Origin of the sequence: Roseovarius sp. MBR-78 (assembly GCF_040547535.1) — a bacterium.
Taxonomy (GTDB): Bacteria; Pseudomonadota; Alphaproteobacteria; order Rhodobacterales; family Rhodobacteraceae; genus Roseovarius.
This window is the reverse complement of the sequence record NZ_JBEPPX010000009.1, coordinates 47,465-70,455: the sequence shown is the minus strand read 5'-3', so window position 1 is coordinate 70,455 and position 22,991 is coordinate 47,465. Positions and strand designations below refer to the sequence as shown.

The 22,991-nt window shown below is 68.3% G+C and carries 21 protein-coding genes and 1 riboswitch; of the genes, 11 read left to right on the top strand and 10 right to left on the bottom strand.

Annotation, left to right across the window (positions count from 1 at the left end):
- The first annotated feature begins 134 nt into the window (after nucleotides 1-134).
- Together ABIE58_RS09400 and ABIE58_RS09395 are read left to right on the top strand one after the other, a co-directional pair.
- The gene (locus tag ABIE58_RS09400; protein WP_354544455.1) at nucleotides 135-2,465 is read left to right on the top strand and encodes a Hint domain-containing protein; all 2,331 of its coding nucleotides are present in this window, start codon (nucleotides 135-137) and stop codon (nucleotides 2,463-2,465) included.
- Nucleotides 2,466-2,615: 150 nt separating this feature from the next.
- On the top strand, nucleotides 2,616-3,296 hold the full coding sequence (locus tag ABIE58_RS09395; RefSeq protein WP_354544454.1) for a Hint domain-containing protein: 681 nt from the start codon (nucleotides 2,616-2,618) through the stop codon (nucleotides 3,294-3,296).
- 27 nt (nucleotides 3,297-3,323) lie between these two features.
- Here ABIE58_RS09395 and ABIE58_RS09390 read toward each other — a convergent pair whose 3' ends face one another.
- The 3 genes from ABIE58_RS09390 to ABIE58_RS09380 all read right to left on the bottom strand — a co-directional run bounded on the left by ABIE58_RS09390 (nucleotide 3,324) and on the right by ABIE58_RS09380 (nucleotide 5,966).
- The gene (locus tag ABIE58_RS09390; protein WP_354544453.1) at nucleotides 3,324-4,100 is read right to left on the bottom strand and encodes a gamma-glutamyl-gamma-aminobutyrate hydrolase family protein; all 777 of its coding nucleotides are present in this window, start codon (nucleotides 4,098-4,100) and stop codon (nucleotides 3,324-3,326) included.
- 186 nt (nucleotides 4,101-4,286) lie between these two features.
- Nucleotides 4,287-4,478 (bottom strand): DUF2256 domain-containing protein, encoded by a 192-nt coding sequence (locus ABIE58_RS09385; RefSeq protein WP_354544452.1) that lies wholly within the window; start codon nucleotides 4,476-4,478, stop codon nucleotides 4,287-4,289.
- Nucleotides 4,479-5,966: an FAD-binding domain-containing protein gene (locus ABIE58_RS09380; RefSeq protein WP_354544451.1), complete on the bottom strand. Its 1,488-nt coding sequence runs from the start codon at nucleotides 5,964-5,966 to the stop codon at nucleotides 4,479-4,481.
- A 99-nt stretch (nucleotides 5,967-6,065) separates the two neighbouring features.
- Between ABIE58_RS09380 and pepN the strand changes: the two genes are divergently transcribed.
- From pepN to ABIE58_RS09365, 3 genes are all read left to right on the top strand, one after another.
- Entirely contained in the window at nucleotides 6,066-8,618 is a 2,553-nt protein-coding gene (pepN, locus tag ABIE58_RS09375) for an aminopeptidase N (protein WP_354544450.1), read from the top strand.
- A gap of 113 nt (nucleotides 8,619-8,731) precedes the next feature.
- Nucleotides 8,732-10,009, top strand: coding sequence for a hypothetical protein (locus tag ABIE58_RS09370; protein WP_354544449.1), 1,278 nt, complete (start codon nucleotides 8,732-8,734; stop codon nucleotides 10,007-10,009).
- 158 nt (nucleotides 10,010-10,167) lie between these two features.
- Nucleotides 10,168-10,599 carry a c-type cytochrome gene (locus tag ABIE58_RS09365; RefSeq protein WP_354544448.1) on the top strand — a complete coding sequence of 144 codons (432 nt, stop codon included), beginning with the start codon at nucleotides 10,168-10,170 and terminating at the stop codon, nucleotides 10,597-10,599.
- Here the strand turns inward: ABIE58_RS09365 and ABIE58_RS09360 are convergent.
- The gene (locus tag ABIE58_RS09360; protein WP_354544447.1) at nucleotides 10,572-11,657 is read right to left on the bottom strand and encodes a diguanylate cyclase domain-containing protein; all 1,086 of its coding nucleotides are present in this window, start codon (nucleotides 11,655-11,657) and stop codon (nucleotides 10,572-10,574) included. The two genes, ABIE58_RS09365 and ABIE58_RS09360, sit on opposite strands and share 28 nt — an antisense overlap.
- Entirely contained in the window at nucleotides 11,654-12,256 is a 603-nt protein-coding gene (locus ABIE58_RS09355; RefSeq protein ID WP_354544446.1) for a heme NO-binding domain-containing protein, read from the bottom strand. The genes ABIE58_RS09360 and ABIE58_RS09355 overlap by 4 nt, the downstream gene beginning before the upstream one ends.
- A 108-nt stretch (nucleotides 12,257-12,364) precedes the next feature.
- Nucleotides 12,365-12,468, top strand: a riboswitch (TPP riboswitch).
- A gap of 57 nt (nucleotides 12,469-12,525) precedes the next feature.
- Between ABIE58_RS09355 and ABIE58_RS09350 the strand changes: the two genes are divergently transcribed.
- Genes ABIE58_RS09350 through ABIE58_RS09340 form a run of 3 tightly spaced genes read left to right on the top strand, consistent with a single transcriptional unit; the run spans nucleotide 12,526 to nucleotide 14,674 of the window.
- Nucleotides 12,526-13,254, top strand: a complete 729-nt coding sequence (locus ABIE58_RS09350; protein ID WP_354544445.1) for an ABC transporter ATP-binding protein — start codon at nucleotides 12,526-12,528, stop codon at nucleotides 13,252-13,254.
- A gap of 23 nt (nucleotides 13,255-13,277) precedes the next feature.
- Nucleotides 13,278-13,934 carry a TenA family protein gene (locus tag ABIE58_RS09345; RefSeq protein WP_354544444.1) on the top strand — a complete coding sequence of 219 codons (657 nt, stop codon included), beginning with the start codon at nucleotides 13,278-13,280 and terminating at the stop codon, nucleotides 13,932-13,934.
- Nucleotides 13,931-14,674, top strand: coding sequence for an ABC transporter permease (locus tag ABIE58_RS09340; protein ID WP_354544443.1), 744 nt, complete (start codon nucleotides 13,931-13,933; stop codon nucleotides 14,672-14,674). Before ABIE58_RS09345 ends, ABIE58_RS09340 begins: the two co-directional genes overlap by 4 nt.
- 262 nt (nucleotides 14,675-14,936) lie before the next feature.
- Here the strand turns inward: ABIE58_RS09340 and ABIE58_RS09335 are convergent, their stop codons facing one another.
- Genes ABIE58_RS09335 through ABIE58_RS09320 form a run of 4 tightly spaced genes read right to left on the bottom strand, consistent with a single transcriptional unit; the run spans nucleotide 14,937 to nucleotide 18,428 of the window.
- Entirely contained in the window at nucleotides 14,937-16,499 is a 1,563-nt protein-coding gene (locus ABIE58_RS09335) for a trimethylamine methyltransferase family protein (protein ID WP_354544442.1), read from the bottom strand.
- Between the two features lie 53 nt (nucleotides 16,500-16,552).
- Entirely contained in the window at nucleotides 16,553-17,458 is a 906-nt protein-coding gene (locus tag ABIE58_RS09330) for a DMT family transporter (RefSeq protein ID WP_354544441.1), read from the bottom strand.
- On the bottom strand, nucleotides 17,455-18,147 hold the full coding sequence (locus ABIE58_RS09325) for an HAD family hydrolase (protein WP_354544440.1): 693 nt from the start codon (nucleotides 18,145-18,147) through the stop codon (nucleotides 17,455-17,457). Before ABIE58_RS09325 ends, ABIE58_RS09330 begins: the two co-directional genes overlap by 4 nt.
- Entirely contained in the window at nucleotides 18,144-18,428 is a 285-nt protein-coding gene (locus ABIE58_RS09320) for a DUF3572 domain-containing protein (protein ID WP_354544439.1), read from the bottom strand. The genes ABIE58_RS09325 and ABIE58_RS09320 overlap by 4 nt, the downstream gene beginning before the upstream one ends.
- Before the next feature lie 86 nt (nucleotides 18,429-18,514).
- Between ABIE58_RS09320 and ABIE58_RS09315 the strand changes: the two genes are divergently transcribed.
- Entirely contained in the window at nucleotides 18,515-19,888 is a 1,374-nt protein-coding gene (locus tag ABIE58_RS09315; RefSeq protein WP_354544438.1) for a diguanylate cyclase domain-containing protein, read from the top strand.
- On the opposite strand, the gene ABIE58_RS09310 is transcribed toward ABIE58_RS09315, so the two are convergent.
- Nucleotides 19,855-20,796, bottom strand: a complete 942-nt coding sequence (locus ABIE58_RS09310) for a helix-turn-helix domain-containing protein (RefSeq protein WP_354544437.1) — start codon at nucleotides 20,794-20,796, stop codon at nucleotides 19,855-19,857. The two genes, ABIE58_RS09315 and ABIE58_RS09310, sit on opposite strands and share 34 nt — an antisense overlap.
- Before the next feature lie 127 nt (nucleotides 20,797-20,923).
- Here ABIE58_RS09310 and ABIE58_RS09305 point away from each other — a divergent pair, with 127 nt between their 5' ends.
- Both ABIE58_RS09305 and ABIE58_RS09300 read left to right on the top strand, forming a co-directional pair.
- Entirely contained in the window at nucleotides 20,924-21,733 is an 810-nt protein-coding gene (locus ABIE58_RS09305) for a cysteine hydrolase family protein (protein WP_354544436.1), read from the top strand.
- A gap of 98 nt (nucleotides 21,734-21,831) precedes the next feature.
- On the top strand, nucleotides 21,832-22,707 hold the full coding sequence (locus ABIE58_RS09300; RefSeq protein ID WP_354544435.1) for an S-methyl-5'-thioadenosine phosphorylase: 876 nt from the start codon (nucleotides 21,832-21,834) through the stop codon (nucleotides 22,705-22,707).
- Nucleotides 22,708-22,991 lie beyond the last annotated feature (284 nt).

Here is a 22,991-nt window from a genome sequence, read left to right as displayed (position 1 = left end):
AATTTGCCTGAATGTTCACGCATTGCCGCCCCAGACGCACTGTATCCGATTGGGAAACAGGCGCGGTGGCACAGCATGACGCCGCCGCACGGGCGGGGGGCAAGGCCCACCGCTCATGAGCAAGGAGCGGATCGGTGCCAACATACACGGCCAATATCTACAACAACGATCCGTTGTCCATCCTGTCCCGGACGGTCGGCGGCAACGCGACATGGACCGGAGAGGCCTCACCTTCGGGGACGGCGACAATCACCGACACCGAGCCGGGGATCGAAAGCCAGACGCTCGACAGCAACATCGCGGGAAACGAGAGCGCCACCGCCACGGTCAACGTCGACGGTGACAGTTCCACCGGGGCAGCGGTCTATGCTGCGGAAAGCTGGACCCTGCGCGACACGGTGACCGGCGATACGTTCAATGTCATCACCTTTCGCGTCGATAGCGGCAATGCGACCGGCTATTACACCCTGTCCGAAATGCCCCTCGTCGCCGGGCGCAGCTATCAGACGCTCGCCTATGATACCGACCCGGATGTGACGGCGGGTGATCCGGCGTTCAGCATCGACGATTACGTGGCGCCCGGTTTCGACGTTGACGGCACCGCGGGAGATGACCGCATAGACGCCGCTTATGTGGATGCCGATGGCGAGTCCGTCGGCGACGGCGATGATGTCATCCTGGCCGGGGCTGGCGATGACACGCTCGCCGGTGGCGCGGGGGCGGATACGCTCAGCGGCGGGGGCGGGCTTGATATTGCCGATTATTCCGCCTCGGACGCGGCGGTGAATGTCGATCTCAGCACCGGCACCTATAGTGGCGGCCATGCAACCGGCGATATCGGCTCTGGCATGGACGGTATCATCGGATCGGATTTCAACGACACGCTGACCGGCTATGACGGTATTTTCGATGGCGGCACCACCACCAATTATATCGACGGCGGTGCCGGGAATGATGTCATCGACGGGCTTGATGGCGGCGATACGCTGATCGGCGGGGCGGGCGATGACACCGTGCTTGGCGGCGGCGGCGATGACACGATTTCCGGCGACGGCACCACGGGTCGCTGGGCCTATCAGGTCTACACTCAGAATTTCACCGCCGCCAACGGCCAGGCCTTCACCATCGAAAACGGCACGCTTGCGGGCAGCGGCACGCAGGACACGCTCGATATCGACGCGCTCGGGCAGGCCGCCACCGGGCAGGCCGATCCGAACGATTTCGGCGCCATCTTTACCTCGACGCTTTATGCGCCCGAGGCGGGAACCTACCGTTTCACCACCACATCTGATGACGGCTCGACCATCCGCATCCTCGACAGCCAGGGCAACGCGCTCGACTTTACCAACCAGACCGGCAATAACGGCACGTTCCTCGACAACGATTTCCACCAGGCCTCCACCACCCGCTGGGGCGAGGTCACGCTCGACGCCAACCAGACCTATACGATCGAACTGCGGGTCTGGGAGAACGCCGGGGGCCAGGTTTTGTCGGCCACCGTCGCCCAGCCGGGCGGCACCGCCACAAGCCTCGACGAAAGCCCGCTCATCCTCGGGGTCGAGACGGCGGCGGGCGATGACAGCCTCGACGGCGGCGCGGGGGCCGACCTGCTCTTTGGCGGCGGCGGCAACGATGCTCTCATCGCGGGCGAGAATGACACGCTTCTGGGCGGCGAGGGCGACGATTTCTTTACCATCGACCTTCAGACCGAAACCGGCACCGGCACCATCACTATCACCGGCGGCGAGGGCGACGAGACGGATGGCGACACGCTGCAACTGACCGCCGATACCGGCCAGGGCGACATCACCTTCACCAATACCGACGACGCTGCGGGCGGCCTTTCGGGCACGTTCACCCTGCCCGACGGCACGGTGGTCAGCTTCTCCGAGATCGAGAACATCATCTGTTTCACCCCCGGCGCGCGCATCCTCACCCCGCAGGGCGAACGCCCGGTCGAGAGCCTGCGCCCCGGCGACATGGTCATCACCCGCGATCACGGGCCGCAACCGCTGCGCTGGACCGGGCAGCGCACGGTGCCGGGGCTGGAGCGGTTCGCGCCCGTGCGGGTGGCGGCCCATGTGCTCGACGGGGCGCGCGCGCCGCTTCTCGTCTCGCCGCAGCACCGGTTCCTGTTCACCGGCTACAAGGCGGAATTGCTCTTTGGCTGCGACGAGGTTCTGGTTGCGGCAAAGCATCTCGTTGACGGCCACGCGGTGACACAGGTTGAACAGCAGGCCGTGACCTATATCCACCTGATGTTCGACCGCCACGAGGTGATCTATGCCGAAGGGGCCGCGACCGAGAGCTTTCATGCGGGCGACATTGGCCTGTCGGCCATAGCAGGCGGCGCGCGCGAAGAGCTTTTCGCGCTTTTCCCCGAATTGCGCAGCCATCCCGAAAGCTATGGCCCCACCGCGCGCCCCTGCCTGCGCCACCACGAGGCGCGGCTGCTTGTGGCCTGAGCAGGGGGGGCGATCCGGGGTCTGGACCCGACGCCACTGCCAGCCCCGACCAGGCAGGAACGATGCGTCAGGATTAACCCAATCGAGAGGGATTTGCCCCAAACTCGGCAGACCGTCTCGCCAAGACATGCAGGACCGGAGATCTCGGATATGTTCGTTGCACGTCAACTGATCGCTGACAACGCCGCCTCGGCGATGGATATGACCGGCATCATGCCCGGCGGCGCGGTGGTGACTGCCTCCGAGGCCGGGGACATGATCTGCTTTACCTCCGGCACGCGCATCCTGACCCCGAGGGGCGCACGCCCGGTCGAAGACCTGCGCGCCGGCGACATGGTCATCACCCGCGATCATGGCCCCCAACCCATCCGCTGGACCGGGCAGCGCACGGTGTCGGGCCAGGGCCCGTTCGCCCCCGTGCATATCGGCCCCGCGATCATCGGTGTCGCAACGGGCGGTTTGCTCGTGTCACCACAGCACAGGGTGCTTGTCACCGGCTATCATGCAGAACTGCTCTTTGGCTGCGACGAGGTGCTAGTTGCGGCGCGGCACCTTGTGGGTGGCACCGATGCCTGCATCGCGCGCCGCGATACGGTCAGCTATGTGCACATCATGTTCGACCGCCACGAGGTGATCTATGCCGAGGGCTTTGCCACCGAGAGCTTCCTTGCCGATGAGGCCGCGCTCATGGCGGTGGGTCGGCGGGCGCGCGAGGAGGTGTTGACGATCTTCCCCGAATTGCGCAGCGACGCGTCGCGCCATGGCAACACCGCGCGGCCCTGTCTGCGCGCCCATGAGGCGGCGCTCCTGCGCGAGCGCCTGAGCGCCTGACGCCGCGCGGGCCACCCCTCAGGCCCCTTAGGCGAGGTGGCGCAGCGGTGCCTCCCGTCCCGCCGCCCAGGCCCGCACCGCATCGCCAAAGGCGGTAAAGAGCGGGCGGCTCACCGGATCACCCGCCGCATTCCATTCCGGGTGCCACTGAACCGACAGCGTGAACCCCGGCGCGCCGCGCACATATAGCGCCTCGGGCGTGCCGTCATGCGCCCAGCCGTCGATCACGATATCGCGCCCGGCCCGGATCACGCCCTGTCCGTGCAGGGTGTTGGTCATCACCTCGCCCGCCCCCATCAGCCGGTGAAACACCCCGCCCGGCGCAAACCGCACCTTGTGGCGCAGGGCGAATTGCTCATCCATCGTGGCATCGGGCGGCATCCGGTGGTTGTCGCGGCCCGGCAACTCGCGGATCTCGGGATGCAGCGTGCCGCCCAGCGCCACGTTGACCTCCTGAAACCCCCGGCAAATTCCCAGGAACGGCTGACCACTTGCCACGCATGCGCGCACCAGGGGCAGGCTGATCGCATCGCGCGCGCGGTCGAACGCGCCATGCGCCTCTGTTGCCTCCTCGCCATATTCCTCGGGATGGACATTGGGCCGCCCGCCGGTCAGCACGAACCCGTCGCAGACTGCCATCAACTCGGCCACCGAGACAAAGCGCGGATCGCTCGGGATGATGAGCGGCACGCAATCGGCCACCTCCGCCACCGCCTCCGAATTGATCGTGCCACCGGCATGCGCGGGATAGCGGTCGCCAATCGTGTAGCTGTTGCCGATGATTCCTACGACGGGGCGGGCCATGGGCGTCCTTTTTGCAACGGTTTCATCTGAACCTGACAATAATATGGGACAAATTGAAGGAATAAAACATTCCTGCGCGCACACCCTATCGTGCGCTGACACGTATTCAGGCAGAGCCCCTCTACCGGGTGAGGGCTTTGTTAGCCTTTTCGTGGCATCCTTGTCGCCGTGGGCGGCGCGGACCGATCACCGGCCATCTGCATCCCGGTCGGGCCGGGCCGTGTCGTCCACACCGGCGCGCGCGGCGCGGCGGCAGCGCGCGCTGCAGTAGCGCACCTCGTCCCACACGCGGGCCCATTTGCGCCGCCACACCATCGGGCGCGCACAGGCGGCACAGGTCTTGACCGGCAGATCGGATTTGCGGCGCGCGCGCGGCATCTAGAGGTCAAAGCTCAGTTGCGCGGCATCGCGCGGCTTGCGGCGGGGGCGTTTGCGGCTGGCATGTCTGGTGACAATCCGCGCCGTCTCCGCATCCCCGTGATGCGCCGCCCGGCAGGCCCACACCGCCTCGCGCGCCGCGCGCGCCGCCGCCACCGGATCGACCACCGGCGCGGGATACCCCTTGCCCAGCAGCCCCGCCGCCCCGTCCCAATCCCACGGGCGGTGCAGATACGCATCGGGCACCGCAGCCAGTTCCGGCACCCAGCGGCGGGTGAACACCCCGCCCGCGTCCTGATCCAGCCCCTGCTTGACGGGGTTGTAGATACGGATCGTGTTCATCCCCGTGGTGCCCGATTGCATCTGCACCTGCGACCAGTGGATCCCCGGCTCGTAATCGGTGAAATACCGTGCCAGCACCGGCCCCGTCGCCCGCCAATCCAGCCACAGATGATAGGATGCCACCGCCATCAGCATCGCGCGCATCCGGAAATTGAGCCATCCGGTTGCCATCAGCGACCGCATACAGGCATCGACAAAGGGCAGCCCAGTCTCGCCCCGCGCCCAGGCCGCCAGCCGCGCCGCATCGGGCACGCGCGGGCGCAGCGCCTCATAGGCCGGGTGCAGGCAGCGATGCTCGATCGCGGGCTCATCCTCCAGCTTTTGCATGAAATGATCGCGCCACGCGAGACGCGCCTGGAACGACCGCATCGCGCGGCCCCAATCACCCCCGCGCCCTTGCGGCGCGCGCGCCCCCGCCTGTGCCGCCTCGCGCACCGACAGCGTGCCAAACGCCAGATGCGGCGAGAGGCGCGAACAGGCCCGCGCGCCCGCAAGCGGCGAGGACATGGCGCGGGTATAGCACTCGCCCCGCGTGGCGAGAAAACTGCCAAGCGCGCGTTCGGCTAGGTGCCGCCCGCCGCGCTGTCGCCCCGGACACGGATCATCAAGCCCCAGCGCCTGCGCCTCGGGCAACGCCTCGCTTGCCACCCCGCCGAGGGCCGTGCCACCGCAAACCGGCCCGACAACCGGTGCCCGCACAAACCCATCCCGCGCGCCCTGCCAGCGATCACGGCTTGGCAAGCGCCGCACCACCCCGCATTGCGGCAATTCGTGCCAGCGCACCCCCTGCCCGCGCGCCCAAACCCCCACGCGCCGGTCGCGCGCATAGCTCCAGCCATTGCCGGTCTCCTCGTGGCTGACCATATGCGCCACCCCATGCGCCGCGCGCAGGCGCTCGAGCACCGCCACCGCCTCGCCCACGCGGATCACCAGCGGCAGGCCAAGCGCCGCCAGATCGGCGCGCAGGCTCTCCAGACATTCGGCAAGAAACGCATAGTGCCGCCCCGAAGCATCGGGCTGCGCCCATAGCTCCGGCTCGACGATATAGAGCGGGATCACGGGGCCAAGCGCCATCGCCCGCGCCAGCGCCGGGTGATCGGCCACGCGCAGATCGCGCTTGAACCAACAGATGACCGCCTCTTTCATGGCCCACCAGATAGGCGCGCGGCGGCGCAGGGAAAGCCCCGTTGCGGCCCCGCGCCGATGCGCCTAGGGTCGCGCCAACCCAGGCAGGAGAGAGACCGCATGAAGGACGCAAGCCCCCAGCCCGTTTACCTCAAGGACTATACCCCGCCCGCCTATCTGGTGGACACGGTGCATCTCACCTTTCGGCTTGCGCCCGAGAAGACCCGCGTTCTCAGCCGGATCGCGTTTCGCCCCAACCCCGCCGCCACCACGCGCGATTTTTTTTTGCATGGCGAGGATCTGCGCCTCGTCTCGGCGCGGATCGACGGGCAGGCGATCACGCCCGAGATCACCCCCGAGGGCCTTCGCGCCGATGCCCCCGACGCACCCTTCCTCTTCGAGGCCGAGGTAGAGATCGACCCGGCGGCCAATACCGCGCTTGAAGGGCTCTATCTCTCGAACGGGATGTTCTGCACCCAATGCGAGGCCGAGGGCTTTCGCAAGATCACCTATTACCCCGACCGCCCCGACGTGATGGCCGTCTTTACCGTGCGGATCGAGGGCGATCAGCCGGTGATGCTGTCCAATGGCAACCCGGTGGCGCAGGGCGAGGGCTGGGCGGAATGGCACGATCCCTGGCCGAAGCCCGGCTATCTCTTCGCGCTGGTGGCGGGCGATCTGGTCGCGCAGTCCGACCGCTTCACCACCCGCTCGGGCCGCGCGGTCGATCTCAACATCTGGGTGCGCCCCGGCGACGAGGACAAATGCGCCTTCGGGATGGAGGCGCTCAAGAAATCCATGCGCTGGGATGAGGAGGTTTACGGGCGCGAATACGATCTCGACCTGTTCAACATCGTCGCGGTGGATGATTTCAACATGGGCGCGATGGAGAACAAGGGCTTGAACATTTTCAACTCAAGCTGCGTTTTATCCACACCAGAAACCGCGACGGATGCCAATTTCGAACGTATCGAGGCAATCATCGCGCATGAGTATTTCCACAACTGGACCGGCAACCGCATCACCTGCCGCGACTGGTTTCAGCTTTGCCTCAAGGAGGGGCTGACGGTCTATCGCGACAGCCAGTTCACCGCCGATATGCGCTCGGCCCCGGTCAAGCGCATCTCCGACGTGATCGCCCTGCGCGCGCGCCAGTTCCGCGAGGATGCAGGCCCGCTCGCGCATCCCGTGCGGCCGGAAAGTTTCATCGAGATCAACAACTTCTACACCGCAACGGTGTATGAAAAGGGGGCCGAGCTGATCGGGATGCTCAAGCGGCTGGTAGGCGATGACGCCTATGCACGCGCGCTCGATCTCTACTTTACCCGCCATGACGGGCAGGCCTGCACCATCGAGGATTGGCTGAAGGTGTTCGAGGATGCGACGGGCCGCGATCTGGCGCAGTTCAAGCGCTGGTATCAGGAGGCGGGCACGCCCCGGCTCCGGGTCTCTGACGACTTCAAGAATGGCACCTATACCCTTCATTTCGAACAGGAAACACCGCCTACACCGGGTCAGGACACCAAACAGCCCCGCGTCATCCCCATCGCCGTGGGGTTGCTCGGGCCCAATGGCGACGAGGTGCAGCCGACCGTCGTTCTGGAAATGACCGAGGCCCGGCAAAGCTTTGCCTTCGATGGATTAGCGTCGCGCCCCATACCTTCGATATTGCGGGATTTTTCTGCGCCTGTCATCCTTGAGCGCGCAACCGATAATGCCGAGCGCGCCTTTCTCTTCGCCCATGACACAGACCCGTTCAACCGCTGGGAGGCAGGCCGCGCGCTGGCGCGCGAGACGTTGCTGGCGATGATCCGCGACGGGGCCGCGCCCGACCCGGCCTATCTCGACGCGGCGCATGCGATGGTGCGCGACGAGGCGCTCGACCCGGCGTTCCGCGCCCTCGCCCTTGCCTTGCCAAGCGAGGACGAGTTGGCGCAGGCACTCTTTGCGACTGGCACCCCCCCCGACCCGCAGGCGATCTGGGAGGCGCGCGAGGCGCTCGACATCACCCGCGCCGAGGCGATGCGCGACACGCTTGCCGATCTCTACACCGCCCATCAGGTCACCGCCCCCTACCGCCCCGATCCCGAGCAGACCGGCGCGCGGGCGCTCTCGAATGCGGCGCTTGGCCTCATCACCCGGCGCGATGGCGGCGCGCGGGCGCTGGCACAATATGACGGTGCCGACAACATGACCCAGCAGCTTGCCGCGCTTGCTTGCCTGATGCGCGCGGGCAAGGGGGCCGAGGTGACGCAGGCGTTCTACCGGCAATGGCGGCATGACCGGCTTGTGCTCGACAAGTGGTTCGGCCTGCAAATCATGCAGGCCGCCCCCGCCGAGGCCGCCGAGACCGCCGCGCGCCTGACCGAACACCCCGATTTCACCCTGCGCAACCCCAACCGCTTTCGCGCGGTGATGGGTGCGCTTGCCGGGTTTCCCGCCGGGTTTCACCACGCCTCGGGGCGCGGCTACCGGCTCATGGCCGAGATGCTGATCCGCCTCGATCCGCTCAACCCGCAGACCACGGCGCGCATGTGTTCGGCCTTCGAGACATGGCCGCGCTTCGATGCAGAGCGGCAGGCCCTGATCCTTGGCGAGATCGAGCGCATCCTCGCCACGCCGGGCCTCAGCCGCGACACCACCGAGATGCTAAGCCGCATCCGCGACGCCTGATGCCATGCCGGTCGCGCGCGCGACCGGCAATTCCCCGCATTCACCCCGCGCGCGCCAAGATTTGGCCGAAATGCCCCGGCAAGCTGAGAGGACTTCAGCCCGCCGGAGACATCATGACATTCCACCCGCTCGCCCCGTCCGATCCCGAAGCCCGCCGCAGGCCGGCCCGGCCCACGGCTCTGGCGCGGCTGTGGCGGTATCTCGGGCGCGCACGGCCCCGCGCCGATCTCGACAGCCTGGCGCGGCGCATCATCCTGCCCTCGCTGCCGATCAGCGACGAGGAACACGCCCGCACCCAATATCATGACGAGGGCCAGCGCCTTGCCCGGCAGGAAGATTGGGAGCGGCTCGCCGACCGGATCGCGCAGACCGATGCCGCGCGGCTGAAAACACCGGGCGGGGCGACGGTGGCGGGGCTGCTTGCGCAGGGTGCGCGCGCCGATGCGGTGGCCGCCGCCGAGGACGCGGTGGCAGACGGGCGCGCGCCCGATCCTGCCGGGCTCGATGCGCTCGACGCGCTGCGCGCCGATCACCCGCAGAGCTATCCGGTCGCACTGGTGATCGCGCTCACGCATATCGATATCGGCCGCGCGTGGCGGCTTTGCCGCGCGGGCGGCACCACGGTGCAAGAACGCGAGGCCCGGTTCCTCACACATTTCCGCAGCGCCGAGGACCTGCTTGCCCCCTTCGACCCCGAACAGCACGATGCCCCCGCCCTCGCCGCCGCGCAATGCGCCCTGCTCGCCGCGCGCCCGGCACCGCGGCGGCGTGTGGCCGATGACTATGCCCGCCTCATCGCGCTCGATCCCGGCAGCGCGCATCACCTGCGCGCGCTGGGTGAGGCGCTGCTGCCCGCGCGCTTCGGCAGTTTCGCGGCGCTCGACCTCGAAGCCCGGCGCATGGCGGCGCGAACCGGCCCGCTTCTCGGGGCCGGGGGCTATGCCTGGGTGTGGTTCGACGCGCTTGCGCTTGATCCGGGCGGGCTTGGCAGCGTCGATCCCGATTTCTTCATCGACGGGCTGCGCGCCATTGCCGAACGCAGGCCCGATCAGCATGTCATCAACGAACTCGCCGCCTTTTGCGGCCTCGTGATGGCCCCGCGTGCCGGGACCGCGCGCCTGCCCGCCGCCCACGACCGCGTGCGCGCGGCGATCCATGACTGCCTCGACTGGCTGATCGCGCGGCACCTGCACGAATTGCACCCGCTGATCTGGTCGCAGGCGCTGATCGGGCCGGATGAGGCCCCGTCTCTGCCGCCGCGCCGCGCGCTGGTGGCACGGGGGCGGCAGGCGGCGCTGCGGATCATCGCCGAGCGATTCTCCGACGAGATGGCCGATGGTGGCGCGCTCGCCTTCTCCAATGCCGGGATGTATCGGCTGCCCGCGCTCTGACAAGGCCCCTGTCGCGCGCCAAGGGCGGCCCCGGCACACACATCGCGGTGACGGTTTCTGACATGCGCGTGATCGGGGGGCCGTGCGCATTGTCTGCCTGCCGCGATATGCCACCTTGAGGGGTGAGGCCCAGTGAACCACATCGGAGATGTCGCGCGATGCCCCCCCTGAGAGAGATCCTCCTGTTCGCCGCCCTGGGCATGGCCCTGCCTGCCCAATCCGCTCAGGCGGGCGATCCCGAGCGCGGCGAACGCCTGTTCCGCGATTGCACCGCCTGCCACTCGGTGATCGACGAGACCGGCACGGCGCGTGTGCGCGGCGGGCGCACCGGCCCCAACCTTTTCGGCGTGATCGGTCGCCACGCGGGCAGCGTGCCGGGTTTCAACTACTCGCCGTCGATGGTCGCGGCCGGGCAGCACGGCCTGCGCTGGAACGAGGCCGATTTCGTGGTCTATGTGCGCGACGCCACCGCCTTTCTGCGCGACTATCTCGATGATCCGGAGGCGCGCGGCAAGATGGCCTACAAGCTGCGCAATGAGGCCAAGGCGCATGATGTCTGGGCCTATCTCGAACGCATCGCGGCCCCCTGAGCGCATTTCGGCCCTTGGGGCGGGCACCCCGCCCCTGTCGGCGCGCCATCCTCGGGGCGGTGCAGCCTGTGACAGCCGCGCCCGCCGGCCTTGGCGGCATAAAGCGCGCGATCTGCGGCATTCATGATCGCCTCGGGGGGGGCACCTGGGTGATCGCGGCTGAGCGTTGCGCCGATGCTGGCGGAGATACGGTAATGCCGCGCGCCGTCGCATATCGGCTGTTCCAGCGCGGCAATGAGCCGCCGGGCCACGCTGTCGACCACCTTCGCGGTCTCCATACCGGGCAAGAGCAGCACGAATTCATCCCCGCCGACACGGGCGACGACATCCTCGGCGCGCACCACCGACACCATCCGCCGCGCCGCCACCCCAAGCACCAGGTCGCCCGCCGCATGGCCATGCGTATCGTTGACCTGCTTGAAGAAATCGAGATCGAGATGCAGAAGCGCAAACGCCCTCTGCCCCTGCACCGCCTGCGCCAGCACGGTCTCGAAGGCGCGCCGGTTGCGCAGCGCCGTGAGCGTGTCGGTGAGCGCCTGTTCCTGCGCCGTCTGGCGCGCCCCTTCAAGTCGGAGGTTGAGCCTGCGCGATTCCTCCATCGCGACGGTCTTGGCCTCGAGCAGGTAGAGCATTTCCGTGGCCAGATCGGTCACCGCGAAATCCGCGCCAGTGAGGCCGAAATCGCGCACCGCATCGACCAACGATATGCCGAAGGCAAGATTGACCACCATCGGCCCCGGCCCCGCCCCCGGATCATCGGGCGGCAATGCACAAAGCTGCCCCTTGAGCGCATAGCGCGGATGCGCGCGCAGCCGCAGGCGCAGCCGCACCCCGTCAAGCGCGCGCAATCCGCCCGCATCCTGCACCCCGCGCGGGCGCGTCATCTCGAAAACCTCGAGAAACCGCGCCCCCAAGATCACCTCTGGCGCGACGATCCGCGCGAGCGTCGGCCCGGCATGAAGGATATGCCCGGTCGGCCCGATCACCAGATGCATGGGGCAGAACCGATCGAGTATCGCCGCCCGCGCCCTTGCCTGCCCGCCGCCCTGCGCATTCATCGCGCGGCCCCGGCGGTGGCAAGGTCAAAGTCGCGACCGCTTGCATAGGTCGCGTCGAGCAGGTGCACCTCGATGATCTCGCGCGCGGCGTCACAGCCAAGATAGTCGAGCAGCACCAGCGCCCCGTAATCATCTGCCATCGCGCGCAGCACACCAAGCAGCACCGGCCCGAACCGCAGCCCCGCGCCCGCCGCGCGCCCGATCTCCACGCGGTAGAGCCCCGCGCCCTGCATGTGCAGATGGATCGCGGGGAGATCGAAATCGGACATGGCGAGCCGCGCCCGGTCCGGGATATCCTCGAGCGATTCGAGAAATTCGGCGAAATCCACCCCGCCAAAGCGCAGCAGCCGCCGGACCGCCTCGGATCGCGGCTGCGCCACGAGATAGGTGCCGAGATCCTCCAGCAGGTCCGCCGCCTCGCGCCCGAACCGCGCCGAGAGCGCCGCGACAAGCCGCGCCGTCACATCCGGGTCGCACGGCATCAGCGGCTCGAACGCGGCCTCGTCAATCCCGAGACCGCCCGTCACCTCGTGCCACAGGGCGTCGCCATAGCTGTCCCTGACGAAACATTCTATCGCGCGATTGATAAGCCCGTTCATCGCCCTCTCCATCCGTCTGCGCACAGTCTGGCAACCAGAGTTTAAGATTCCCTGAATCGGTGAGAACCGCTGCGGCTTGCCACGCGGCCCGCTGCCTGCTACCTCGGGTGTCATCCGTTGGGGTGCCCCTTCACCGGGGCTGAGAGGCCGCGCGCCGACCCATCGAACCTGATCCGGCTCGCACCGGCGGAGGGAACGGACAGCCGGAGCACATGCCGCTCACGGCCCGCCCCCCCTGCCCTTTGCGTGCCCTCGTCCGAGGAGCGGCCATGCCCGCAGCGCCCCCCGCGCTCATCATCGACGGCACCGCCCGGATCGGCGGGCTGCCGCTCTTTGGCCCGCTGCGGCTCGAGGCGGCGGCGGCGCGCATCACCTGCCTTCTGGGGCCGTCGGGCGTGGGCAAGACCACGCTTTTGCGGCTGGCGGCGGGCATCGACGAGGTGACGCAGTTCGACGGCCATGTCACGGCCTCTGACGGCGGGCCGGTCACCGGGCGCGTGGCGCTGATGGCGCAGGGGGCAGACCTGTTGCCGTGGCTCGATGTGATGGGCAATATCACGCTCGGGGCGCGGTTGCGCGGCACGCGGGCGGATCGTGATCGCGCGCGCGATATCCTCGCGCGCACCGGCCTCACCGATCATGCCCACAAGCGGCCCCACGCGCTCTCTGGCGGGCAGCGACAGCGCGTGGCGCTGGCGCGCACGCTGATGGAGGATCGCCCCATCGTGCTGCTTGACGAGCCGTTATCGGCGCTCGATGCGGGCACCCGCGCGCAGATGCAGGAGCTGAGCGCGCGGCATCTTGCCGGGCGCACGGTGCTTCTGGTCACGCATGATCCGCTGGAGGCCGCGCGCCTCGGTCATGCCATCCATATCCTGACCGCAGGGGGGTTGGAGACCGTGGCCCCGCCCGCGGCCCCGGTGCCCCGCCCGGTCGATGATCCCGAAACGCTCGCCGTGCAGGGCCGCCTGCTCGCACGCCTGCGTGCCCCCGCCTGACCCCGCCTGAGAAGGAGCCGCCCATGCGCCCCACCGACCGGCTGAAATCGCTCAATGCCGCCAACTGGCAGGCCGCCACGCGCCACGCCTTTACCGATCAACTGGCGGCGGGCACCCTGTCTGACGCGCGTATGCTGGCCTATCTGCGGCAGGATCACCTTTTCATCGAGGGATTCGTGCGGCTTCTGGCCTCGGCCATCGCCCATGCGCCGAGCCTGCCCGACGCGATCCCCGGCGCGCGCTTCCTCGGGCTGATCTGCGGCCCCGAGAATACCTATTTCCTGCGCGCCATCGAGGCGTTGGGCGGCGAGACCGCACCGCCCGCCCCGGCCCATCCCGTCACCGCCGAATTCCAGGGGCTGATGCAGCAGGCGGCGCAATCGGGGCGTTACGCGCAGATGCTCGCGGTGCTGGTGGTGGCCGAATGGTCCTATCTCGACTGGGCCGCGCCACACGCGAACAAGGCCCGCGATCTGCCGTTCTGGTTCGGCGAATGGATCGCCTTGCATAGCGGCGACGGGTTCGAGGGCGTGGTGGCCTATCTGCGGGATCAACTCGATGCGGTCTGGCCCGGCCTCTCGCCCGAGGAGCAGCGCGCCGTCGAGGCCACATTCGCCCATGCCACGCGGCTGGAACGCGCGTTTTTCGACGCCGCCCTTGCCGGCTATCGCGCGCCATGAGCCGCCTTTTGCCCATCGCCGCCTCTGCCGCACTGGCGCTGGTGCTGTGGCAGGCGCTGGTGGTGCTGGCAGCGCTGCCGCCCTTTATCCTGCCCGGCCCTGCCCGCGTGGCCGAGACGCTCTGGGCCAGCCGCGCGCTGATCGCCGAGCACGCGGGCATCACCGTGGCCGAGGTTCTGATCGGGCTGGCGCTGGGGGCGGTGCTGGGCGGGCTGTCGGCCATCGGGCTGGCCGCCTCGCCCGCCGCACGCCGCCTGATCCGCCCGATGATGGTGTTTTCGCAGGCGATCCCGGTCTTTGCGCTGGCACCGCTGCTGACGCTGTGGCTGGGCTATGGCCTCTGGTCCAAGATCGCGATGGCGCTCCTGATCATCTATTTCCCTGTCACCTCGGCGTTTTTCGACGCGCTGATGCGCACGCCGCAAGCCATGCTCGACATGGGCCGGGTGATGGGCGCGGGGCCTGCGCGCCTCATGTGGCATATCCGCGTGCCCGCCGCCCTGCCGGGCTTTGCCTCGGGGCTGCGGCTCGCCGCCGTCTATGCGCCTATCGGCGCGATTATCGGCGAATGGGTGGGGGCGTCCAAGGGGCTGGGCTATCTGATGCTGCTGGCCAATGGCCGCGCCAAGATCGACCTGATGTTCGCCGCCCTGATCGTGCTGGCCCTGTTCACGCTCCTGTTGCACATGGGCGTCGACCGCGCCTGTCGGCGATGGCTGGATGGGACGGCGGCGGGGTAAGAGGGGGGGGGCGGAGATCGCACCGTCTTATCGGGGAATGGCCTTGAGCGGACATGCGACGACCTGAGAAGGTGCCGCGCGATCGCCGGGCCGGGGACTGGCGATGCAACGGTTGTGGCTGGCAGTTTATCTTGGCCAAACCCGAGTAACCCCAATACGTTGCGCAACCCCTCAAATCGCCAGGCCGCGGGACGGCCCGGCGATCGCGCGGCACCTTCGGTGCGGTTCGCACGCGGCGCTTCAACGGCAACGCCACCCCCCCTCAGAAATCCGTCGGCGCCCCGCCCTCGGCCTTGCGCCGCTCGACAAACGCCGCGAGTTCCTCGCGGATACTCTCCTCCATCGGCGGGGCCTCGAATCCGGCGATGATGTCCTGGAACACCTGATGCGCGCGCGCGGGCGTCCACACGGCACCTGCCGCCTCCCAGGCCTCGTAATTGCGCCAATCGCTCAGGAAGGGCGCATAAAACGCCGTAGTATAGCGGTCCTGCGTGTGCTGGATGCCGAAGAAATGGCCCTTGTCGCCGACCTCGCGGATCGCGTCCACGGCGATTTCCTCGGGGCCGGTGGCGGTCAGCATCGGGTCCATATAGCGCTGGATATGCTGCAATATCTCGCAATCCATGACGAATTTTTCGGGGCTGGCGATCAGCCCGCCCTCAAGCCACCCCGCCGCGTGATAGACCATGTTCGCGCCTGCCTGCACCGCCGACCAAAGGCTGTTGGAGGTCTCCCAGATCGCCTGCCCGTCGGGCACATTGGCCGCGCACACCCCGCTCGCGCGCAAGGGCAGCTTGTAGAACCGCGCCAACTGCCCGGTCATCTGCGTCGCTCGCATGTATTCGGGCGTCCCGAACGCGGGCGCACCGGATTTCATGTCGACATTCGAGGTAAACGTGCCAATGGCCACCGGCGCGCCGGGCCGGATCACCTGTGCCAGCACCACCGCACAGAGCGCCTCGGCAAGGCTTTGCGCCACCGCCCCCGCCATCGTCACCGGGGCCATCGCACCCGCCAGCGTGAAGGGCGTCACCACGAGGCCCTGCCCGCGTCGCGCCAGCCGCATCCAGCCGTCCAGCATGGGAAAATCGTGTTTCAGGGGCGAGGTGGAGTTGATATTGGTATACATGCGCGGCGTGGCATCGAATTCCGCATGGCTGAGGCCACCGGCGATGCGCACCATCTCCATCACATCCTCGACCCGCTCTTTGCCGAGGCAGTAGGCATGGGCCACCTTGTCGGTAAGCGTCAGCTTGTCATAGAGCACGTCCAAGTGCCGCACGCTGGCATGGATGTCCTGCGGCTCCACCGGGTAGCCGCCGATGAAATGGATGCAGTTGAAATACTGGCTCAGTTTCAATAGGTTGCGGCACATCTCGCGGGTGCCCGTCACCTTGCGCCCAATCTTCATGTCCCAGTAAGAGGGCGGCGAGGAGACATTGCCGAAATTCAGATGATTGCCGCCGATGGTGATGGCCCGCTCGGGGTTGCGCGGCGTGATGGTCCAGCTTTCGGGGGCCTTGGCGATCATCTCCATGACGAAATCGCGGCCCATGCGGATATTTTCGCCATTGATGTCGCAGCCTCCGCACGCGCGCAGGATCTCCACTGCCTCGGGGTTCAGAAACTCGATCCCGATCTCTTCGAGGATGCGCATCGCGCCCTCGTGAATCGCCTGCACCCCCTCGGGGCCGAGCGGCTCCACGGGCCGGTCGATATTCACCGGCGGAGCCCAGGGCATCTGCTCTATCACCGCGCCACCGCGCCGCGCGGCATTGCCCGCGCGCCCGCCGCTGCGTGTCCTGCGTTTGAGATCTTCGGCCATATCCGCGCCCTCCCGGTGCTCGTGCCCCCCACGAAACACCGCGCGCGCGCGCCTCACATGCCGCTTTGCGACGTGAGTTGTCGTTTTTTCTCCGCCGCGCGCCGCCGACCCTCGTGCCAGAGGTAGAGCGCAAGGCTGCCCACCACCACGGCCCCGCCTGCGAGCATCACCGGCGTCGGGCGCTCGCCGACGCCAAGCCAGACCCAGAGCGGGCCAAGCACCGTCTCCAAAAGCAAGAGCAGGCTGACATTGGAGGCATGGGTGTGGCGCGACGCGAGCGACAGCGAAAAAAACGAGACCGGCAGGATCAGCAGACCACAGACCGCGATGGCCCAGACCGCGCCTTCGGTCATCTGCGCCGGTCCCGTCACCGCCCAGCCGGTCGCCCCCGCCAGCAGCGCCCCCAACCCCAGCACCAGCGCGATCGGCATCTCGGGGCGCGCGCGCAACAGCACGAAGTTGAGCGCCAGCACCAGCGCGACGCCCAACCCGAAGACAACCCCCAGCACCGCGCTGCCCGCCCCCGTGCCACCGCCGCCCGACACCGCCAGCGCCAGCCCCGCCAGCACCGCGACGATGGCGGCCCATGTGGCGGGGCGCGTGCGCTCGCCCATCACCAGCCACGACAAAAGCGCGGCAAAGACCGGCGCCGTCGCCACGCCGAGCAGCATCACCGTGACCGGGGCATGAGCAATCCCGAGGCTGAACAGCGTCATATTGGCATATTGCGTGACCACCAGAAGCGCGCCCGCCCCGCTCGCCAGCGCCGCCAGATCGCGCGCCTTGCCGCGTGCCGTAACGACCCACAGACCCAGCATCACCGCCCCCAGCATCACCCCGCGCCAGCCCACCATCTGATAGCCCGCCATGCCCGAGAGCCGCATGAAGAGCGCGTCGGGCGTGAGCATCAGCGCGCCGAACGTGGCCAGCGCCAGCCCGAAGAGCGGATGGCGCGTCACGCCGCCAGCCAGCCGGGCAGATGGCCGATATCGGGCAGAACTGCATCGGCATGGGGGGCAAGGTCTTCGGCCAGCGCCGTGCCGGTCAGCACGCCCACGCAGGCCATGCCCGCCGCGCGGCCTGCGATCAGGTCATGGGTGCTGTCGCCCACCATCACCACGCGGTCGGGGGCAACCCCCACCGCACGCGCGAACGCCAGCAATGGCCCCGGCGCGGGCTTGGCCCCGTGGCCCGAATCGAACCCCGCGATGAAATCGAACCGCTCCAGCACCCCCGCCGCGCCGAGATGCGCGCGCGCGCCGTATTCGGTATCGTTGGTCATCACCCCAAGCCGCAATCCCTGCCCCCGCAACCCGTCGAGATAGGGCACCAGCGGCACGGCGGGGGCGAGCGGGGCGCGCGCGGCGGCCCTCATCAGATAGGTCTCGATCTCCCCCACGTCGCGCCCCGGCAGCGCCGAGGCCAGACATTCCGCCGCCTCGCGATTGGTGCCCGCGATGATCGGGCTTGTGGGCAGAAAGCGGCTTGCCGCCAGATCGTAATGCGCCGCCTGCGCCAGCCGCGCCATCGTCCCAGCCTCGCCATGGCCAAGATGGTGGATCACCTCGCCCGCCCAGATGCTCCATGTGGCATGGAAATCGAACAAGGTGCCGTCCTTGTCGAAAAGGATCGCGTCCGCGCGGCTCATGTCCAGTTCATCTCCGCCCCGCCGGGCAGCGCGGCGCGGGCGCGCATCGGCACATCATAGCCCATGCCCTGCGCATCGCAGAACCCCGTGACCCAGGCATCATCCATCGTCAGGAAATCAAGCACCGCACCGAGGAATTCCGGATCGGTGGCGCGGGCGCGCAGATCGGCCTCCGACGCCCCCGTCGCGCCAAGAAACACCGGCAACAGGTCTTCATGGCCCGCAAGCCAGCCCAAGGCCCCGAGCGCGACGGTCTCGGCAAAATCCTGCGTCATTTTCATGTCCGTTAATTCCTGGAAAGGATTTCTTAACCACTCGGCGCGATAGTGACTGAAAGGTAAACGCTCAGAGCGAAGGTGCAACCGCAATGTCGGGCACGGTTCTCATTGTCGACGATCTCGCCACGAACAGGATCGTGTTGAAGGTCAAACTGTCCTCCACGCCCAACCGCGTCGTGCAGGCGGCGACCGCGCGCGACGCGCTTCGGCTGGCGGCGCGCGAGCCCCCCGAGCTGATCGTTGCCAATACCCGCCTCGGCGGGCAAAGCGCCGAGGCATTCCTGCGCGCGCTGCGCCGCGTGGCGCGGCTGGCGCGGGTGCCGGTGCTGATGCTGCAAAGCGCACCCTCGGCGGCTGAACGTCAGGCCATGCTGCGCGCCGGGGCAGATGACATCCTCGCGAGGCCGGTGCCCGAGGCGCTGTTGCTGGCGCGGCTGCGCAACCTACTGCGCGCCCATCACGCCGATACAGACCTCGCGACGCAGGCAGGCGATGCCGCCGGTTTCGCCGAGACGCAGGCCACCCTCACCTTGCCGGGTCGCATCGCCATTCACGGCGCGGGGCGGGCGGGTGTGCGCGCCTTGCGCAGCCTGCTGGCCTCGTGCACACCCCACCGGCTCAGCGTGGCCGGACCAGAAAGCGCGCCACGCCCCGGCCCGCAGGATGCGCTGATCCTGCGCATCGCCACCGGCGAGGCCGAGGCCGGGCTGCGCCTGCTCGCCGATCTCAAGGCCGCGCGCGACACCTGCCAATGCCCCGCGCTGGTGCTGCTCGACCGGGCCGAGGCCGCGCTTGCCGTGACCCTGCTCGACATGGGGGCCGATGACGTGATCCTTGCCCCCGCCGACCGCGAGGAACTGGCGCTGCGCATCTCGCGCCAGATCGAGCGCAAGCGCCACACCGAGGCCCTGCGCGGCAAGCTGCGCTCTGGCATGGCGGCAGCGATCCGCGATCCGCTGACCGGGGCCTATAACCGCCGCCACGCCCTGCCCTGGCTCGACCGCCAACTGTCGCAGGCGGTGCTGGGCCGCAAGTGCCTTGCGGTGATGCTGGCCGATCTCGATTTCTTCAAGCGGGTCAACGACCGCTACGGCCATGCCGCGGGCGATGCGGTGCTCTGCGCCGTCACCGGGCGGCTTGCCGCGCATCTGCGCGAGGGCGACCTGCTGGCGCGAATCGGCGGCGAGGAATTCCTGATCGCCCTGCCCGATGCCACCCCCGCCCGCGCCCGCCGCGTGGCCGAACGCCTGTGCGACGCGATCCGCGCCACCCCGGTCAAGGTGCCGGGCCAGCCCACGCCGATCCCGGTCACGCTCAGCATCGGCGTCACCATCGTCGCGGTTGGCCCCGGCACCCCGGTGCCCGACATGCAGACCGTCCTCGAAGAGGCCGACCGCGCGCTTTATGCCGCCAAGGCCCATGGCCGCAATCAGGCCAGTTTCTGCACCCGCTCGGCGGCGTGACCGGCCCGCCCGCGCATCGCGCGCGGCGTCTCGCCCCACATCGCCACGAAGGCGCGGCTGAAGGCGCTGCGGCTCTGGAACCCCACCGCGCGCGCCACCTGCTCCACCGGCATCCGCCGCTCCGAGAGCATCTGCGCCGCCCGCGCCAGCCGCAGATCGCGCAAGAACGCCATCGCGCCGGACCCGCAGGCCGCCTGGAACCGCTCGGCAAAGCGCGAGCGGCTCATCCCCGCCGCCTGCGCGAGGCTGTCAAGCGTGTAATCCGCCCCCGGCGCATCGAGCATCACCCCAAGCGCCGCCCACAGCCCCGGATCGGCCAGCGCCGCGATCCATGTCAGGCCCGCATCGCCCGCCTCCAGCCGCGCGCGCAGCATCTCGATCATGCATTGCAACAGCAGCGCGCGCACCATCGCCCGCCCCCCTGCCCGCGCGTGACCCATCTCATCCAAAAGCGCCGCCATCGCCTGCGCGGCCACCGGTGCGCGCGTCACGTCAAGGCTCAGCGGCGCGCGCAGCAGGTCAACCAGCCCATGCGTGCCGTGCAGGCTCAGCGAGATCGTGGCGCAGAGCACCACCATGTTGCCCCCCGCCTCGCCGCGCGCGATATGCTCTTCGATATCGAGCCCCGCCGGGCGGCAGGCGGGCACGCCCACCTGCCCGCCACCGGCGTTGCACAGGCTGTGGCGGATCGCGGCGGGCACCAGCACCAGCCGCCCCGGCGCAAGCTCCAGCGGCGCGTGCCCCGGCAGGCGCAGATCGCCCCGCCCGCCCAGCACGTAATGCAGCGTCGCGCGCGGCACCCGGCCCAGCCCGAGGCTGCACGCCCCCTCCAGCGCGCAGATGGCGAACGGCTCGGCGCGAATGTCGAGCGCGCTCAGGATACGGTCGTGGCCGGGATCGTGCGTCATGGCCAGAGCCTGCCGCATCCCGGCGTAAAAGGCACGAAAATAAGCCGTCAAAGCACGTATTCAGGACGCAAAGGCACATCGTCGCCGGTATCCTGACCCTGCTGACACCCACAGGAGGAGACCGGCCATGTGCACCGGACACGATCACGACCATGACCCCAAATTCACCCGCCGCGCCGCGCTGACCGGCACGGCAGCCCTTGCCGCCGCCACAACGCTGACCGGCACGGATGCAAAGGCGCAGGACAACCCCTACGCGCCCCCCGCAGAGCCGTTCCTGCCGCCCAGCGACATGGTGCTTGACCTCACCCGCGCGGCCCTTGTCGTCACCGACCCGCAGATCGACTTTCTGTCGCCCGATGGCGTCGCCTGGGGCGCGGTCGGCAAATCGGTCGAGATGAACAACACCGTCGCCAATATCGAGCGCCTGTTCAAGGCGGCCAAGGGCGCGGGCATCCCCGTCGCCGTCTCGCCGCATTACTACTACCCGACCGACAAGGGCTGGAAATTCGAGGGCGCGCTGGAAAAGCTGATGCACAAGATCGGCATGTTTGACCGCAAAAGCCCGCTCAGCCTTGAGGGGTTCGAGGGCTCTGGCGCGGATTACATGCCGCAATACAAGCCCTATATCGAAGACGGCAAGACCATCCAATGCTCGCCGCACAAGGTCTATGGCCCCGAGACCAACGATCTTGTCCTGCAACTGCGCAAGGCGCGCGTGGATCAGGTGATCCTCGCGGGCATGTCGGCCAATCTCTGCACCGAAAGCCACATGCGCGAGTTGTTGGAGCAGGGCTTCGAGGTGGCGGTGGTCAGCGACGGCACCGCGGCGGCGATCTTGCCCGAGGGCGACGGCTATCTCGCCGCGCTCACCAATTTCCGCTACATGGCCAACGCACTCTGGACCACCGACGAGGTCGTGGCGCTGCTGGGCTGAGGCCCGTCTGCCCGTGCGGGATCACCGACCCGCGCGGGCATTTTCTTTTCCGCCGATCCGGCCTAAGCCTTCTGCCGACACAGAGAAAGGCTTGGGCAATGGCAAACACCATGATCGGGGTGATCGGCGGATCGGGGCTATACGAGATCGACGGGCTGGAGGACGCCCGCTGGCAGGAGGTGGCAACGCCCTGGGGGCCGCCCTCGGATGCGATCCTCACGGGCCACCTCGGCGGCGTGCCGATGGCCTTTCTGCCGCGCCACGGGCGCGGCCATGTCCACACGCCATCGTCGGTGCCCTACCGTGCCAATATCGACGCGCTGAAACGGCTTGGCGTGACCGATGTCATCAGCGTGTCTGCCTGCGGGTCGTTCCGCGAGGCGCTTGCCCCCGGCGATTTCGTGATCCTCGATCAATATATCGACCGCACCTTCGCGCGCGAGAAATCCTTCTTCGGCACCGGCTGCGTGGCCCATGTCAGCGTTGCGCACCCGACCTGCCCGCGCCTCTCGGACGCCTGCGAAATCGCCGCACGCGACGCGGGTATCACCGTGCATGCGGGAGGCACTTACCTGGCAATGGAAGGCCCGCAATTCTCGACCCGTGCCGAATCGCTCATGTATCGCGATCACTGGGGCGCAGATGTGATCGGCATGACCGGGATGCCCGAGGCCAAGCTCGCCCGCGAGGCAGAGCTTTGCTATGCCGCCGTGGCGATGATCACCGATTACGATAGCTGGCACCCCGATCACGGCGCGGTCGATATCACCGCGATCATCGCCACGCTCGGGGCCAATGCCGACAAGGGCCGCGCGCTCGTGCGCCGCCTTCCGGCGCTCCTTGGCCCGGACCGCGCGCCTTGCCCGCATGGCTGCGATCGCGCGCTTGAGTTTGCATTGCTCACCGCCTCGGACAAGCGCGACCCGGCGCTGGTGGCACGGCTCGACGCGGTGGCGGGGCGGGTCCTGGGATAGTGTTCGATACCTGAGAGATCGTGCCCGTTACAGCACGGGGGAACGTTTCTGGCCTGAATCCGCCATTCGGATCTTATCCCCGCGCGGAGTAAAGGCGCGCTTGCGCGCCGCCGCGCGAGCGCCCGACCGCCCCGTCGCACCGAAGGTGCGCCGATTATGGTCGGCACGCCTTCGGCGTGACGGGCGGGCGCTTTTCCAACGTCGAACGCCGCACAATCGTTCAAGTATTTTGCAGGCATAAAGTGCCACGCTTAACCGTTGCAGCGCCCACCCGCGGTCGGGCA

Bases quoted from the DNA above. Each gene is read 5' to 3' on its own strand.
- ABIE58_RS09395 (WP_354544454.1), top strand. From the start codon at position 2,616: ATGTTCGTTGCACGTCAACTGATCGCTGACAACGCCGCCTCGGCGATG.
- ABIE58_RS09390 (WP_354544453.1), bottom strand. From the start codon at position 4,100: ATGGCCCGCCCCGTCGTAGGAATCATCGGCAACAGCTACACGATTGGC.
- ABIE58_RS09385 (WP_354544452.1), bottom strand. From the start codon at position 4,478: ATGCCGCGCGCGCGCCGCAAATCCGATCTGCCGGTCAAGACCTGTGCC.
- ABIE58_RS09380 (WP_354544451.1), bottom strand. From the start codon at position 5,966: ATGAAAGAGGCGGTCATCTGTTGGTTCAAGCGCGATCTGCGCGTGGCC.
- pepN (WP_354544450.1), top strand. From the start codon at position 6,066: ATGAAGGACGCAAGCCCCCAGCCCGTTTACCTCAAGGACTATACCCCG.
- ABIE58_RS09370 (WP_354544449.1), top strand. From the start codon at position 8,732: ATGACATTCCACCCGCTCGCCCCGTCCGATCCCGAAGCCCGCCGCAGG.
- ABIE58_RS09365 (WP_354544448.1), top strand. From the start codon at position 10,168: ATGCCCCCCCTGAGAGAGATCCTCCTGTTCGCCGCCCTGGGCATGGCC.
- ABIE58_RS09360 (WP_354544447.1), bottom strand. From the start codon at position 11,657: ATGAATGCGCAGGGCGGCGGGCAGGCAAGGGCGCGGGCGGCGATACTC.
- ABIE58_RS09355 (WP_354544446.1), bottom strand. From the start codon at position 12,256: ATGAACGGGCTTATCAATCGCGCGATAGAATGTTTCGTCAGGGACAGC.
- ABIE58_RS09350 (WP_354544445.1), top strand. From the start codon at position 12,526: ATGCCCGCAGCGCCCCCCGCGCTCATCATCGACGGCACCGCCCGGATC.
- ABIE58_RS09345 (WP_354544444.1), top strand. From the start codon at position 13,278: ATGCGCCCCACCGACCGGCTGAAATCGCTCAATGCCGCCAACTGGCAG.
- ABIE58_RS09340 (WP_354544443.1), top strand. From the start codon at position 13,931: ATGAGCCGCCTTTTGCCCATCGCCGCCTCTGCCGCACTGGCGCTGGTG.
- ABIE58_RS09335 (WP_354544442.1), bottom strand. From the start codon at position 16,499: ATGGCCGAAGATCTCAAACGCAGGACACGCAGCGGCGGGCGCGCGGGC.
- ABIE58_RS09325 (WP_354544440.1), bottom strand. From the start codon at position 18,147: ATGAGCCGCGCGGACGCGATCCTTTTCGACAAGGACGGCACCTTGTTC.
- ABIE58_RS09320 (WP_354544439.1), bottom strand. From the start codon at position 18,428: ATGAAAATGACGCAGGATTTTGCCGAGACCGTCGCGCTCGGGGCCTTG.
- ABIE58_RS09315 (WP_354544438.1), top strand. From the start codon at position 18,515: ATGTCGGGCACGGTTCTCATTGTCGACGATCTCGCCACGAACAGGATC.
- ABIE58_RS09310 (WP_354544437.1), bottom strand. From the start codon at position 20,796: ATGACGCACGATCCCGGCCACGACCGTATCCTGAGCGCGCTCGACATT.
- ABIE58_RS09305 (WP_354544436.1), top strand. From the start codon at position 20,924: ATGTGCACCGGACACGATCACGACCATGACCCCAAATTCACCCGCCGC.
- ABIE58_RS09300 (WP_354544435.1), top strand. From the start codon at position 21,832: ATGGCAAACACCATGATCGGGGTGATCGGCGGATCGGGGCTATACGAG.